This is a genomic window from Bordetella genomosp. 11 (assembly GCF_002261215.1).
Lineage (GTDB): Bacteria > Pseudomonadota > Gammaproteobacteria > Burkholderiales > Burkholderiaceae_B > Bordetella_C.
In genome coordinates, this window is the sequence record NZ_NEVS01000001.1 from 644,601 (window position 1) to 658,633 (window position 14,033).

Here is a 14,033-nt window from a genome sequence, read left to right on the forward strand (position 1 = left end):
CCGGTCCCCGCGCGGGCCGGCGTTAACCGGCCCCCGTGGCCAAGGACGAAAGCCATGCTGCGTTTCGCGCTGACCCGTATCGTCATGACGCTGCCCACGCTGCTGATCGTCGCGGTCGCGGTGTTCGTCATGATCCGGCTGATTCCCGGGGACCCCGCGCAGTTGATGCTGGGCGACCTGGCCGATCCCGCCAGCCTGGCGGATTTGCGCGCGCGCCTGGGGCTGGACCAGACCTGGCCCGTGCAGTTCGGCATCTGGTTCCGCAATATGCTGCATGGCGACCTCGGCGTGTCCATCACCACCGGCCAACAGGTGCTGGGCCTGGTATGGGATCGCTTCCTGGTCAGCGCCCAGGTGGTCCTGGCGGCCGTCCTCCTGGCCAGCGTCGTGGCGGTGCCGGCCGGCATGATCGCCGCCTGGAAGCAGAACGCCTTGCCCGATGTGATGCTGGTCGGCGGCGCGACGCTGCTGGTGTCCATACCCACGTTCTGGGGCGGTTTGCTGCTTTTGCTGTTCTTCGGGGTCAAGCTGCAATGGCTGCCGGTCGTCGGCTACGTGTCGGTGGCCAGCGACTGGCGGGCGGGCCTGCTGTACCTGGCCATGCCGGTGCTTACGCTGTTCCTGCACGAGATCGGCGTCATCATGCGCATGGCGCGCGCCAGTACGCTGGAGGTCCTGCGCCTGGACTACATTACCCATGCGCGCGCCAAGGGCCTGTCCGAACGCACGGTCCTGATGCGCCATGCCTTCAAGAACGCCTTCGGCCCCACCTGGACCCTGATCGGCCTGGTGCTGGGCAATCTGCTGGGCGGCATCGCCGTGGTGGAGACCGTCTTCACCATACCGGGCCTGGGCCGGCTGCTGGTGGACTCCATCTTCGGGCGCGACTACCCGGTGATCCAGGGCTGCCTGCTGTTCGTGGCCGTCATCTACGTGGTCGTCAACCTCGTCGTCGACCTGTGCTATCCCATTTTCGATCCCAGGGTGACCGTCGAATGAAAAAACGCATGGCAGCCAATGCGCTGGTGGGCGGCATCCTGGTCGGCGCGATCGTCGTCGCCGCCATCGTCGGCGTCGCATGGACGCCCCACGATCCGCTCAAGATCAACTTCCTCGCGCGGCTGCGCGCGCCGGGCGGCGCCTTTCTGCTGGGCACCGACGAATTCGGCCGTGACGAGCTATCGCGGCTGATGGCCGGCGCATCGGCCAGCGTGTGGATCAGCCTGCTGACGGTCACCTTCGCGCTGTTCGCGGGCACCTGCGTAGGCGTGCTGACCGGCTTCGTGCGCGGCTGGACGGACCGCATCGTCATGGCGTTCAACAATGCGCTGCTGGCTTTCCCCGGCTTGCTGCTGGCGCTGGGCCTGCTGGCCGTGGTGGGCGCCAACAAGTACGGCATCATCCTGGCGCTCGGCCTGGCCTACACGCCCTCGGTGGCGCGCATCGTGCGCGGCACCGTACTGTCGCTGCGCGAAAAGGAATTCATCGAAGCGTCGCGCGTGCTGGGGAATTCCGAGCTCTACACCATGGGCCGCCACGTGCTGCCCAATTGCGTGGCGCCCCTGACGGTGCTGGCCACGTCGATGTTCGGCTGGGTGGTGCTGGCCGAAAGCGCGCTGTCCTTCCTGGGCTTGGGCGTTCCGCCGCCCGCGCCGACCTGGGGCAATATGCTGTCGGCGGCGCGGCCCTTCCTGTCCCAGGCGCCTTACCTTTCCATCCTGCCGGGCCTGTGCATCGCGCTGACGCTGCTGGGCATCAACCTGCTGGGCGATGCCGTTCGCGATCGCCTCGATCCCCGCATGCGAGGCATGCAATGAGCGGCGCCCCGCAATCCCTGGTCAGCGTGCAAGGCCTGACCCTGGCCGTCGGGCATGGCGGGCGTGAGATCGTACGCGACGTCTCCTTCGACATCGCCCCTGGCGAGATGGTCGGTATCGTCGGCGAATCGGGCAGTGGCAAAACGCAGGCGGCGCGCGCCATCCTGGGCTTGACCCCGCCACCGCTGGTGCGAGTCGGCGGCCGCATTCTGGTCGAAGGCACGGATATCACGCGCGCCACGCCGGCGGTGCTGCGACGCCTGCGCGGGGCGCGCATCGGCATGGTGTTCCAGGAACCCATGACCTCGCTCAATCCCTCGATGACGATAGGGCGCCAGCTGGAAGAAGGGCTGGCACTGCATCGGCGCGACCTGGGCGCGGGCGAGCGCCGCAAGCGCATCCTGGATATGCTGGCGCGCGTGGGCCTGCGCGATCCCGAAGGCGCGCTCACCGCCTGGCCGCACGAGTTCTCCGGCGGGATGCGCCAACGCATGATGCTGGCCTCCGTGATGCTGCTGGCGCCGGCGCTGCTGGTGGCCGACGAGCCCACCACCGCGCTGGACGCGGTTGTGCAGCGCGACGTGCTGGAACTGATGGTGGGACTGACCCGCGAGCACGGCACCGCGGTGCTCATGATCAGCCACGACCTGCCCATGGTCGCGCGCTATACGGAACGCGTCATCGTCATGTCGCAGGGCGAGGTCGTCGAAAGCGGCGCGACCGCGGATCTGCTGGCCCGGCCGCGACATCCCTACACCCGCAAGCTGCTCCAGGCGATGCCGCGCCGCATGCCGGCGCGCCTGCCCACGCGCGAGGCGCCCGTCGTCGAGGTACGCCAACTGGTGGTCGATTACGCCGGCCGCCGGCGCATGTTCTCACGCACGGCCAGCAAGCGCGCCCTGCACGGTATCTCGCTGGCCGTGCATCCGCGCGAAGTCGTCGCCGTGGTCGGCGGCTCGGGCTCGGGCAAGACCACCTTGGGCCGCGCCATCGCCGGCCTGGTTACGCCGGCCGAAGGGCAGATCCTCTTCCGCGGCCAGCCCGTCGCGCGCAGCCACGCCGCCTGGAACGACTACCGCCTGAATTGCCAGATGGTGTTCCAGGATCCTTATTCGTCGCTGGATCCGCGCATGACCGTGGCCCAGCTGGTGGGCGAGGCGCTACGGCTGGTACCCGGCCTGGCCGCCGCCGACAAGGAGCGCCGGGTGCGCGAAGTGCTGGACGAGGTGGGCTTGTCCGCTGAGCATGGGGCCCGCTATCCGCACGAGCTTTCCGGCGGGCAGCGCCAGCGGGTCGCCATCGCCCGCGCCGTCGTGCGCCGCCCGTCCTTCGTGATCGCGGACGAACCCGTATCGGCCCTGGACGTCACGGTGCGGGCGCAGATCCTCGATCTGTTCGCCGAACTGCAGCGCAAGCACGGCTTCAGCTGCCTGTTCATCAGCCATGATCTGGGCGTGGTCGAACAGGTGGCCGACCGCGTGATCGTCATGCAGGAGGGCAACATCGTCGAGCAGGGCACGCGCGACCAGATCTTCGACGCCCCGCGCGAGGATTACACGCGGCGGCTGTTGGCCGCGATCCCCATGCTGGTGTCGACCGAAAGCGGCGGCGTGCGCCTGAAATGGCGCTTCGCCGAAACGCCGGAGGCCACCGCGGCGGCGTGATTGTCCGTAAAATCTGCCTGACCCAATTACGGAACTTCATCATGCCGAAGACGGCAGCTTCCACCGGCCCGACGTCATTGGCCGATCAACTGGCTCGCGATATCCAGTCCGGCGTGTTCGGCACGGGGGCGTGGCTCAAGCAGATCGATCTGCAGGAACGCTACGGCGCCAAGCGGCTGGACGTGCGCCGCGCGCTGGACCACCTGACCCAGAAGCGCGTCATCGAGCATGTGCCCAATCGCGGCTACCACGTCCACGCCATCGATGAAGCGCGCCAGAACCACATCCGCGACATCCGCGCCTTGCTGGAAGTCGGCGCCGCCGCCGACCTGATGCCCCAGGTCACCGATGCCAAGGTCGCGCAGCTGCGCGCCATGGCCGAACGCTTCGAGCAACTGGTGCTGACCGGCACGCTGCTGCAGCAGTACGAGGTCAACCTGCAGTTCCACGAGGCGCTGTACGACATGTGCGCAAACCGCGAGCTGGTGGCCCTGATCCAGGATATGCGCAGCCGGGCGGTCGCCGCGCCCGCCACGCAATGGATGACGCGCGCCCGCATCGAAAAATCGGTGCGCGAACACTTCGATATCGTCGCCGCAGTCCAGGCGCGCGACGTCAAGCGCCTGCAGAAAATCATTCGCGAGCATGTGATGCAAACCATGCCCTGACTCGGGAAAGTCCGGGTTACGCGGACGGGGCGCGCTCCTCATAATGCCCAAATTTGGCGCCAATATTGTCTAAATTCGAAGCGCCCCAAAGGAGTCTCCCGTGAAGCCCATTCCGCACCTGCGCGCCGCCCTGGCTGCCGCCTTCCTCGCCGCCGCGGGCGTGGCCCATGCCTCGTCCTACGTTATCTCCGAGCCGGCGGATATCCGCTCCACCAATCCGGGAGTCAATCGCGACGACACGACCGACGGCGTGGTCCTGAACATGGTGGAAGGCCTGGTGGGCTACCGCGCCAATGGATCGGTGGGGCCGCTGCTGGCCAAGTCCATCGACATTTCGCCGGACGGGCTTACCTACACCTTCACCCTGCGCGACGGCGTCAAGTTCCACAATGGCGAACCGATGACGTCCGCGGACGTGATGTGGAGCTGGAAGCGCTACATGGACCCGGCCACGGATTGGCGCTGCCGCACGGAGTTCGACGGCCGCAACGGCCTGAAAGTGGAAGAGGTGTCCGCGCCCGATGCGAAGACGTTCGTGATGAAGCTCAATCACAAGTCCGCGGTGTTCCTCGATACGCTCGCGCGCACCGATTGCGGCATGACGGCCGTCCTGAACAAGGCCTCGGTCAAGGCCGACGGCAGTTGGGACAAACCGATCGGCACCGGGCCCTTCATGCTGGGCGACTGGAAGCGCGGCGAGTACATCGTGCTGAAGGCGTTCAAGGATTATGTGTCCCCGCCGGGAGATAAGCCGGACGGCTATCTGGGCAGCAAGAAACCCCTGGTGGACGAAGTCAAGTTCCTGGTCGTTCCGGACGCATCCACCGTCAAGGCGGGCCTGATGTCCGGCGCGATCGACGCCGGCCAGATTCCCTATACCGATGTGCCGGAGCTGAAGTCGCAAAAGCAGATCCGCATCCAGGTTGCCTCGGACTCCGCCAAGCACACGCTGCTGTTCCAGACGCGCGATCCGCTGCTGAAGAACGTCAAGCTGCGCCAGGCGATCGCGGCGTCGCTGGATATCCCGCAGATCGTGCAGGCGGCGACGGAGGGCCTGGGCACGCCCAATGCCTCGGCGGTTTCGCGGGATTCATCGTTCTACGACAAGGTGCAGGCGCAGGCCTATCACTACGATCCGGCGCTGGCGCAGAAGCTGCTGAAGGAAGCGGGGTATAAGGGCGAGAAAATCGTCATTTACGCGAACAAGCGCGCCCACGTGCCGAGCTACCAGGTGGCGGTGATGGCGCAGGCGATGATGCAGGCGGTCGGGATCAACGCGCAGATCGAGGTCCTGGAATGGGCGACGCAGCTGGATCGCTACAACAAGGGGAATTACCAGATCAGTTCGTTCAGCTATTCCTCTCGCCTGGATCCGGCCTTGAGTTACGAGCAGTTTTCCGGGAACAAGGATAAGCAGCCGCGGAAGGTGTGGGACGATCCGCAGGCGCAGGCGCTGATCGACGAAAGTTTTTCGGAGCTGGATCCGGCGAAGCGTCAGGCGATATTCGACAAATTGCATCCCTTGATGCTGGCGCAGGCGCCCTTGATCCTGTTGTCGAACGGTAATCAGCCCTGGGGGGTTAGCCAGCGCTTGAAGGGCTTTACCGTGTGGGAGGGGAAGCCGTTTGCCTGGGGGGCTTCCGTGGGGGAATAGGCGCTTGCTGTAGCTGGGGCTTGCTGATGGCGTTCGTTGATGGTTGCTGTTGGCGGGTGTCTTGCTGGTCTCGTTCGTTGGTGGTCGCTGTCCGCGGGTATTTTGCTTGTGCCGTCCGGCGGGGGTGGTGCCTGTCGGGGCCAGCCCGATCGTCCGTCCCGGCGCGCGGGCGCCGGGCACCGCTACGCTAATCTCGTCCGGCGGGCGTTCACGGGTGGTGTGCTTTGTGATGGCGTCCGCGCCTCGCCTTCCTTCGATTCCGCTCGCTCGGCCTCAACGGGCTGGCCCCGACAGGCACCACCCCCGCCGGACTCCGGTTTGCCTTAATTACGGTCGCTGCGACGAGTTTGGTTCTTGCGCTTTGTCGGGGGCGGATGCTGCCGCTGGAAGATTCTGCATTGCACGTCGCATCGGGGCCGCCCAGCGCGGCCCCGATGCGCCTACGCGGTGGTTGAATGCGACGGGCTGCATGCGAATGGCGGTGAGGATGGCGACGGCGGTGGAATGCAACGTTCTGGGGCATGCAGGCGCAAAGATCCTGACGCCCCCACAGGTTCTGGATGCCGCGGATACCCCTGAATCCTCACAGGCTCGCACGCGCTCGTAGCCCATGTCGTGTTTCGTTGACCATCTCGGCTCGTTTGCCATATCGCGACGTTCATCATGTCGCGTATGGTTGACCATCGCAGCTCGTAGGCCATCTCGCCCAAGGCACATACGGATGCGCGAATGCAACGGCATCCACTCCAGACACAAGACCGTCGCACGAAAGCACCCGCGGCATGACGCACCGTGTAGGCGATCGCTGGCCGCGCTGGGCGGCCGGCGATCGACGTGCGCCACAAAATCTTTCACCGGCAGCATCCGCTATCGACGAAGCGCAAGAACGCAGCCCGTCCCAGCGAACGGTGAATAAGGCAAACCGGAGTCCGTCGGGGGTGGTGCCTGTCGGGGCCAGCCCGTTGAGGACGAGCGAGCGGAATCGAAGGGAGGCGTGGCGCGGACGCCATCGCCAAGAACACCACAAGCCAACGCCCGCCGGACGAGATTAGCGTAGCGGTGCCCGGCGCCCGCGCGCCGGGACGGACGATCGGGCTGGCCCCGACAGGCACCACCCCCGACGGACGGCACAAGCAAGACACGCGCCAACAGCAACGATCAACGGACAAGACGCGTGCGTCGATGCGTGCCGCACGCAGCAGGATCACCGATCGACCGGGGCGTCTCGCGACATCGCCTGCCCCGAAGCGATTCAGCAAAAACGCATCGGCGAAAAAGCGGCGACATCGATGGACGGCGCTTCGCCCCGGATGATCTGGGCAATCGTCCGCCCCATGACCGGTCCCGCGGTCATGCCGAAATGCGAATTCCCAAAGGCGAAATAAGCATTGTCCACGCCCGGCGCGCGGCCCAGCACCGGCAAGCCGTCCGGCAGAGTGGGGCGGTCGCCGGCCCATCGCGTGACGTGCGTCATGCTCAAAGTGGGAAACATCCGGCGTGCCTGCTTTTCCAGCAGCGCCGTACGCTTCCAGTTCGGGGGCGCGTCGAAGCCGGCATACTCGACCGTGCCCGCGAGCCGAAGACCCATATTCATTGGCGCCACCGCGAACTTGGCATCCACATTCGTCACCGGGATGCGGGGCATACTCTCCGGCTCTGAAATAGTGATGTGGTAGCCGCGCTCGGGCTCCACCGGCAATGGAGTGCCCAACATGCCCGCCAGCGGGCCCGACGCCGCGCCCGCGGCCACCAGCACGCGCTCCACCGCGCGAGCCTGGCCGTCCACCATCACAGCCTTGACCCGCCCGGCGTCTATCCGGAAGCCCGTGACCCTGCCGCGCAGGATCGTCGCACCGTGACGTTGGGCATCTTCGGCCAGCAAGCGCACAAGCTGGTGCGGGTTGCGCACGCGGCCGTTGTCCGGCAGCAGCATGCCGCTGGAGAATATGGGCGCCAGCGTCGGTTCAACCTCGCGGATTTCATCCTTGCCGAGCACGACTGTCTTAACGCCCGCCGCCTCCCGCATGAATTGGGTCAGTAAAGACCCGTGGGCAGCGTGCGGCCGTTCCGAAACGTACAGCTGGCCGCAGCGATCGATCAGTGCATCCGCGGGTGTCCCGCGCGTCAACGCGTCGTAGGCCTCGAAAGCATCGCCGTGCAATACCCGCATGGCGCGCGACGTCTTCAGCGCTTCTTCCGTGGAACTGTAACGAGCCAGTCGTGCAAGCCACGGCGCCACCTTCAGGAAGTAGCCTGCCCGCACCACAAGCGGGCCTTCAGGATCGAGCAGCCAACCCGGCGCCTGCCGGATCACGCCCGGAATGGTATAGGGCACGACCGCGCCGGGGCTGATATTCCCGGCGTTGCCGAAACTCGCTCCCTCTCCTACCGCGCCGCGGTCGATCAGGGTGACGGCAAAGCCGGACCGCTGCAACCACAACGCCGATGCCACGCCGACGATACCCGCGCCGATGATGATGATTTGACCCGTGGGCATAGTCCGCTCACTTTGCCTCGATGTGACGTTCACGGATAAGTGTCGAGAACTTCTTCCCTTCGCTCGTTATGTACGCCGCGACCTCGGCGGGCGATTTCGTGCCGTCGGGCTCCACCCCCATCTGGATCATCTGGTCCCTTATGGCGGGCATGGCCAGAACCTCGCGCAGCGCGCTATTCAGTTTCGCCACCACAGCCGGCGGTGTGCCCGCGGGCGCCAGAATCGCTTCCCAGGTCACCACGTCGAAACCGGCCACTCCGGCTTCGGCGATGGTGGGCACGTCGGGCATTCCCGTCGCCCGCTTGCTGCCCGACACGGCCAGCGCCCGAAGCTTGCCGCCCTTGACCAGGCTGGCTGCCGATCCGATGCCAGGCATCATCATGGTGACCTGGCCACCCATGACATCGGCGAGTGCCGGCGCGCTTCCTTTGTAAGGCACATGGACCATGTCCGTGCCGGTCATGGCAAGCAGCTGCTCCGACGCCAGATGCGCCGCGCTACCGATACCGAAGCTGGCATAGCTGAGCTTGCCCGGCTGCTTTTTCGCCAAGTCGATAAGCTCTCCGACGGACTTCACCGGCACCTCCAGGTTGGTGACCAGCAGCAACGGAATGGTGTCCACCAGCGCCACCGGCGCGAAATCCCGGTCGGAGTCGTAGGTCAGCTTCTGCAGCGCCGGATTGATGGCGAAGGATGCCGACGTAAACAGCAGCGTATAGCCGTCGGCGGGCTGGCCCGCGACGTATTGCGTGGCGATGATGGTATTCGCGCCAGGCCGGTTTTCCACCACGATGGGCTGCCCCAGCTTGGCACCCAAAGCGGTCGCCAGCAGGCGTGCCGTGGTATCGGAGCCTCCGCCTGGGGAAAACCCGACGACCAGCTTTATCGGCCGCTCAGGATAGGACTGGGCTTGCGCGTTCCCTACGCCGACGAGCGCACACAGGCTTAGCACCGCCATCGCACTTTTGATCATCGAATTTCCCTTGTGCTTGGATTTTCCCGACACCGGATGGTGCCTTCAGGCGATCATGACCGCGGCGCGCCAATCGAACAAATCGAAATTTCCATCCTGCTTATGTTCAAATGCTATATATGCGAGCCGCACTGAACTTAAGACAGGTCGAGGCCTTCTACTCGGTCATGCAAACCGGCACGGTCGTCGCCGCCGCACGGTTGATGAACGTCACCCAGCCCGTGGTAAGCCGGGCAATTGCGCTACTCGAAATGCGGGTGGGCTATAAGCTGTTCGAACGCCACGGCCGGCGACTCAGCCCCACGCCGGACGCGGAAGTCCTCTATCGTGAAATCGAACCGATATACGGCGGCCTCGATCGGATCGCGGAAGTCGCGGAAGACATTAGGCTTCAGCGTGCCGGCGCCTTGCGTATCGCCACAATGCCTGCGCTATCCCAGGGACTGGTCGCGCGAGCCGTGGCCGCATTCCTGGCCTCGCGTCCCCACGTCACGGTATTCGCGCAAAGCATGCCGTCCCGCCAAGTCGCGGAATCGGTGGCGACGCGGCAATATGACGTCGGGCTTGTCGAGCTGCCCCTCGCCCGGTCGGCCATTGCCATCGAACCGCTGCCGCCGGCACCTTCGATGGCGGTCATGCCGGTGGGACACCGGCTGGCGCGCAGGCGCAAGGTATCGGTGGCCGATCTGGTCGACGAACGCATGATCCTGCTATCGCAGCATGGTTTTCTGCGCTTCCAGATCGACGACGCATTCTCCAAGCGCGGGGCGGCGGCACATGTCGTCCTCGAGACACCGAACTCATTGCTTGCCTGCGCGCTCGTGGCGGCAGGCGCGGGCATGACGATCGTCTCGAAATGGTCCGCCGAATCCTTCATCGGGCCGCGCGTCGTGGCAAAACCCATGGAAGAAACCCTGACATCGCAGGCAGCGATCATCTTCCCCGCCCCGGGCGCTCGCCTGTCCCTGGCCGAAGCATTCGCCGACGCACTGAGGCAGGAAGCAAAGCGTTAACGATTGCCCCGTCCCGCCCGAAAGCATCCGCGGCATACCGCACCGTGTAGGCGATCGCTGGCCGCGCTGGGCGGCCAGCGATCGACGCGCGCGGCAAGATCTTCCTAAGGCAGCATTCACCATCCACGAAGCGCAAGAACCCAGATCGTCGCGGCGACCGTAATTAAGGCAAACCGCAGTCCGTTGGAGGTGGTGCCTGTCAGGGCCAGCCCGTTGGAGCCGCGCGAGGGAATCCGAAGGAAGGACGGCCGGGCAAAAAACCCGCAGCCAGCAACCACCAACGCACGCTCCGGCTCGCAACTCCACGCGGTTCGTAAAGTACGATACTCATCCGTTGCACGAAGCCGTCATGGAGATACGTATGGTCCCGCCAGCCAGCCCCGACCCCCGGATACTGAAAGCAGTCCAACAACAACTGATCGACTACAACAATCGCGACATCGATGCCTACATGCGGCACTGGTCCGACGACTGCCGCAACTTCGAATTCCCCGACAAACTCCTCGCATCGGGAATCGACCAGGTCAGAGCCAGATACACCGAGCGCTTCAAGGACGAAGCCTTGCATGCCAGACTGATCAACCGTATCGCCGTCGATGACATGGTGGTGGACCAGGAAGTCGTCACCCGCACCTTCCCCGACGGTATAGGCGAAGTCGACATCGTCGCCATCTATCGCGTCACCGAAGGGAAAATCTCCCACGCCTGGTTCAAGTTCGGCCAAGTCCGCATGCGCTGAAGCCGCTCGCCGCCTATGGGTTCCGCGTCACCTCCCACGCGCGGGCCCGCTTCAAGGCCCACGGTGTATACCCCTTCACCGTCTCCCGGAATGCGCCCACATCCAGGCCATTGAACAACGGCATCATCGGCGCATCCTCCAGGAACAGCTTGTGCAGCTCATCGAACTGCGCCTGCCGCTGCGCCGTATCGGTGATCGTCGATGACGACTCGATCAGCGCCAGCGCCTTCGGATCGTCCCACACCTTGCGCGGCTGCTTATCCTTATTGCCCGACATCATCTCGTAATTCAGACTCGGATCCAATCGCGCGGAATAGGGAAACGTCATCATCTGGTACTTCCCGCTGTTGTAGCGGTCCAGCTGCGTCGCCCACTCCGTCACCTCCAGCCGCGTATGGATCCCCACCGCCTGCAGCATCGCCTGGATAATGACCGCCGACGTATACGCTTCCGGATAGCGCTTCGTCGCGATAATCGCGATCTCCTGCCCCTTGTATCCCGACTCCTGCACCAGCTTCTGCGCCAGCGCCGGGTCGTACTTCCATGTCTCCCGCTGCGCCTTGTCGTAGTACGACGAAATCAAAGGCACCATCGACGTACTGGGCTGCATCAGCCCGTCGCCCACAGCCGCCACCAGCTGCGCATTATCGATCGCATGCACGATGGCCTGCCGCAGCTTCACGTTGGACAGCAGGGGATCGCGCGTCTGCATCAGCAATCCGGTCAAACTCATCACCGGCGACGAAGCCACCTTCACGCCTTGCACCGCCTGCATGGGCTTCACATCGGTGTACGACAGGTCCTGGATGATATCGATATCGCCGCGCTGCAGGGCCGCCTTCGCCGTCGCGTCGTCCGGCACGATCATGAAGCGCACCTCATCCACCAGCGGCCGCTTCGAACCGGTAAAGCCGTCAAGCTTGCCATCCTGGTTGGCGTAGTGCGGGTTCCTGGCCAGGCTGATGTACTGCCCGCGCTTCCATTCCTTCAGCATGAAAGGGCCCGTGCCGATCGGCTTATTCCAGCTGCCATCCGCATTCAGCGAATCCCGGTGCACCACGCCGCTGCCGGCGCAATCGGGACGTGCCAGCGACGCCAAAAACAGCCCATAGGGCTTGTCCAGGCGATACACCACCGTATGCGCGTCGGGCGCTTCGATCGACGTCACCTTCGCCGCGCCGCTGCCATCGAAATCGCCACGGCAGCGCCAAGCCGTTTTCGGGTTCATGAAGTAGTTCCAGCTCCACACCACATCCTGCGCCGTCAGCGGCGCCCCGTTCTGGAACAGGACGCCGTCGCGCAGCGTGAAGGTATAGGTCTTGCCGTCGTCGCCGATGGTATAGGACTTGGCCAGCAGCGGCTTGATCTCGGCATGTTCGCCGAACGCCACCAGCCCTTCGACGATATGCAGTGCCACCATATCGCTGTTGGCGTCGCGATTCACCCCGGGCTCCGTGGACCGGATGTCGGCGGTCATCGCGATGCGCAGCGGCGGGGCATCGGCGGCGCGCGCGATGCCCGGGGCCGCCGCCCAGGCCAGGGCCATCCCCGCCGCGGCCATCCAGGCGGGGGCAAGCACCCGCTTCACGCGGGACGATACGGTGGCTATCCTCATGCGCAGGCTCCTGGCTATTAGCGGGCGCCGGCCGTCTGGCCGTAGGTAAATACCTGCGGCTCGGCGGAGAGGCTATAGCGCGTGTACACGCGGTTGAGCGCCGGCAAAGGCACCACGTCCATCTCGCCGACCGCCGGTTCCATCACGACCATCGCGACGGAGGCGGACAGGTTGTCGTGGCTGCCCGGCCGCGGCGGCCGGCATACCGAATAGGGCGCGCCAAAATCGTCGAAAAAGGCCGCCCGAAGATCGTCGCGCGTCAGCGCTTCGCGCTTGTTCAACAATCGGCGCACGCGCCAATCGCGGTACTGGCTTTCCGGGGTGCTGGCGCGGCCGGTATCGCGCAGCTTGCACAGGGCCACCTCGCTGACCCAGTGGTTGGCGTGCACGATCAGGTCGTCTTCCCCCGGATAGATGGGGAAAGCCTCGTCCGTGGTGCATTCGAAGTCGATACCGAAACCGTCCGCCATGCCCAGCATGATGTTGTTCGAGCAGGATTTCGGCGTCGTTGCCACCGCCTTGATCGCCAGCGCGAAGTGCTGCTGTTCCAGCACCTTGCGGCGGATCAGCGACAGCGGCACGCCCAGCTGCGTGAAGTCGCGGTCCGATTCCAGGTAGTTCGCGGTAATCGAGATGCCTTTGCTGTTCAATCCACTGCGCGCCAGGCCGCCTGCTTCCACGAAGGTCAGCATGTCCGGGCCATCGTCCTGGCGAATTCGCAGCACGATGGACGTCTCCGCGCATTCCGCGCGCCAATCCCAATTCTGCCCGTGCAGCAGGTTCCCGGTGGCCGAGCGCTCGGGCAGCACCAGCGCACCCGTGCAGCCGTCGCCCGGCTCCAGTTCGGCGGCTTTCTTTTTCTCGGCGCGTGCCTTGGCAACCACTTCGGTGCGCGCATTGATCATCACGATGTCTTCGAGCGACACGCCGGCGCCGTCGGCGATCCCGCGCATCTCCTCGATGTAGTGGGCGCCGTAGGCCTCGATCTCCTTGGCGAAGGATGCGACCAGCCGCTTGCGCGCCGCGCCGTCATAGCCCAGGGTGACCAGCGTCTGGCCATACATCGCCGCGCTCTTGCGCACCCGGTCCACCGCCGCGCGGCCGTACTGCAGGCCGCGCTCGTAGGGCTTTCCGGCCACGGAAATGAAAGGGAACTGTTCGGGCGTGGTGGGCATGGCATATCCGGGTAGGCGGGGGAGGGGGGCGCCGCCGGGGCGTCGGCGCGGCGCATCCGTGGCGGGGTGGGGTAGCGGAAAAGTTTATCCCAAATTGGCGCCAAAAATATCGGGGATTATCCCAGCATCCGCCTTCCCGCTTCCTCGATCCCGGATTGATCCGAATGATGAACCGTATGGGGAACGGCCGGGATCGCCGATGTACGCAATCGGGCCGT

Annotated in this window: 11 protein-coding genes; 7 read left to right on the forward strand and 4 right to left on the reverse strand. The window is 65.2% G+C overall.

Features of this window, described 5'->3' with window-relative positions:
• Nucleotides 1–54: 54 nt before the first annotated feature.
• The 5 genes from CAL28_RS02870 to CAL28_RS02890 all read left to right on the forward strand — a co-directional run bounded on the left by CAL28_RS02870 (nt 55) and on the right by CAL28_RS02890 (nt 5,803).
• On the forward strand, nt 55–999 hold the full coding sequence (locus CAL28_RS02870) for an ABC transporter permease (protein WP_094839889.1): 945 nt from the start codon (nt 55–57) through the stop codon (nt 997–999).
• Nucleotides 996–1,817, forward strand: coding sequence for an ABC transporter permease (locus tag CAL28_RS02875; protein WP_094839890.1), 822 nt, complete (start codon nt 996–998; stop codon nt 1,815–1,817). The genes CAL28_RS02870 and CAL28_RS02875 overlap by 4 nt, the downstream gene beginning before the upstream one ends.
• Nucleotides 1,814–3,481 carry an ABC transporter ATP-binding protein gene (locus CAL28_RS02880; protein WP_094839891.1) on the forward strand — a complete coding sequence of 556 codons (1,668 nt, stop codon included), beginning with the start codon at nt 1,814–1,816 and terminating at the stop codon, nt 3,479–3,481. Before CAL28_RS02875 ends, CAL28_RS02880 begins: the two co-directional genes overlap by 4 nt.
• 41 nt (nt 3,482–3,522) lie before the next feature.
• The gene (locus tag CAL28_RS02885; RefSeq protein WP_094840593.1) at nt 3,523–4,149 is read left to right on the forward strand and encodes a GntR family transcriptional regulator; all 627 of its coding nucleotides are present in this window, start codon (nt 3,523–3,525) and stop codon (nt 4,147–4,149) included.
• Nucleotides 4,150–4,258: 109 nt separating this feature from the next.
• Nucleotides 4,259–5,803, forward strand: a complete 1,545-nt coding sequence (locus CAL28_RS02890) for an ABC transporter substrate-binding protein (RefSeq protein WP_440588363.1) — start codon at nt 4,259–4,261, stop codon at nt 5,801–5,803.
• A 1,252-nt stretch (nt 5,804–7,055) separates the two neighbouring features.
• Here the strand turns inward: CAL28_RS02890 and CAL28_RS02895 are convergent.
• Nucleotides 7,056–8,300: an NAD(P)/FAD-dependent oxidoreductase gene (locus CAL28_RS02895; protein ID WP_094839892.1), complete on the reverse strand. Its 1,245-nt coding sequence runs from the start codon at nt 8,298–8,300 to the stop codon at nt 7,056–7,058.
• A gap of 7 nt (nt 8,301–8,307) precedes the next feature.
• Nucleotides 8,308–9,273 (reverse strand): tripartite tricarboxylate transporter substrate binding protein, encoded by a 966-nt coding sequence (locus CAL28_RS02900; protein ID WP_094839893.1) that lies wholly within the window; start codon nt 9,271–9,273, stop codon nt 8,308–8,310.
• A 119-nt stretch (nt 9,274–9,392) separates the two neighbouring features.
• On the opposite strand from CAL28_RS02900, the gene CAL28_RS02905 reads away from it, so the two are divergent.
• On the forward strand, nt 9,393–10,286 hold the full coding sequence (locus tag CAL28_RS02905) for a LysR family transcriptional regulator (protein ID WP_176463851.1): 894 nt from the start codon (nt 9,393–9,395) through the stop codon (nt 10,284–10,286).
• A gap of 349 nt (nt 10,287–10,635) precedes the next feature.
• Nucleotides 10,636–11,025: a nuclear transport factor 2 family protein gene (locus CAL28_RS02910; protein ID WP_217906524.1), complete on the forward strand. Its 390-nt coding sequence runs from the start codon at nt 10,636–10,638 to the stop codon at nt 11,023–11,025.
• Nucleotides 11,026–11,038: 13 nt separating this feature from the next.
• Here CAL28_RS02910 and CAL28_RS02915 read toward each other — a convergent pair whose 3' ends face one another.
• The gene (locus CAL28_RS02915) at nt 11,039–12,586 is read right to left on the reverse strand and encodes an ABC transporter substrate-binding protein (protein ID WP_094840596.1); all 1,548 of its coding nucleotides are present in this window, start codon (nt 12,584–12,586) and stop codon (nt 11,039–11,041) included.
• 71 nt (nt 12,587–12,657) lie between these two features.
• On the reverse strand, nt 12,658–13,815 hold the full coding sequence (locus tag CAL28_RS02920; RefSeq protein WP_094839895.1) for a C45 family autoproteolytic acyltransferase/hydolase: 1,158 nt from the start codon (nt 13,813–13,815) through the stop codon (nt 12,658–12,660).
• Nucleotides 13,816–14,033 lie beyond the last annotated feature (218 nt).

Coding starts and splice junctions, on each gene's coding strand:
- CAL28_RS02875 (WP_094839890.1), top strand. CDS start 996: ATGAAAAAACGCATGGCAGCCAATGCGCTGGTGGGCGGCATCCTGGTC.
- CAL28_RS02910 (WP_217906524.1), top strand. CDS start 10,636: ATGGAGATACGTATGGTCCCGCCAGCCAGCCCCGACCCCCGGATACTG.
- CAL28_RS02920 (WP_094839895.1), bottom strand. CDS start 13,815: ATGCCCACCACGCCCGAACAGTTCCCTTTCATTTCCGTGGCCGGAAAG.
- CAL28_RS02905 (WP_176463851.1), top strand. CDS start 9,393: ATGCGAGCCGCACTGAACTTAAGACAGGTCGAGGCCTTCTACTCGGTC.
- CAL28_RS02885 (WP_094840593.1), top strand. CDS start 3,523: ATGCCGAAGACGGCAGCTTCCACCGGCCCGACGTCATTGGCCGATCAA.
- CAL28_RS02870 (WP_094839889.1), top strand. CDS start 55: ATGCTGCGTTTCGCGCTGACCCGTATCGTCATGACGCTGCCCACGCTG.
- CAL28_RS02900 (WP_094839893.1), bottom strand. CDS start 9,273: ATGATCAAAAGTGCGATGGCGGTGCTAAGCCTGTGTGCGCTCGTCGGC.
- CAL28_RS02880 (WP_094839891.1), top strand. CDS start 1,814: ATGAGCGGCGCCCCGCAATCCCTGGTCAGCGTGCAAGGCCTGACCCTG.
- CAL28_RS02895 (WP_094839892.1), bottom strand. CDS start 8,300: ATGCCCACGGGTCAAATCATCATCATCGGCGCGGGTATCGTCGGCGTG.
- CAL28_RS02915 (WP_094840596.1), bottom strand. CDS start 12,586: ATGGCCGCGGCGGGGATGGCCCTGGCCTGGGCGGCGGCCCCGGGCATC.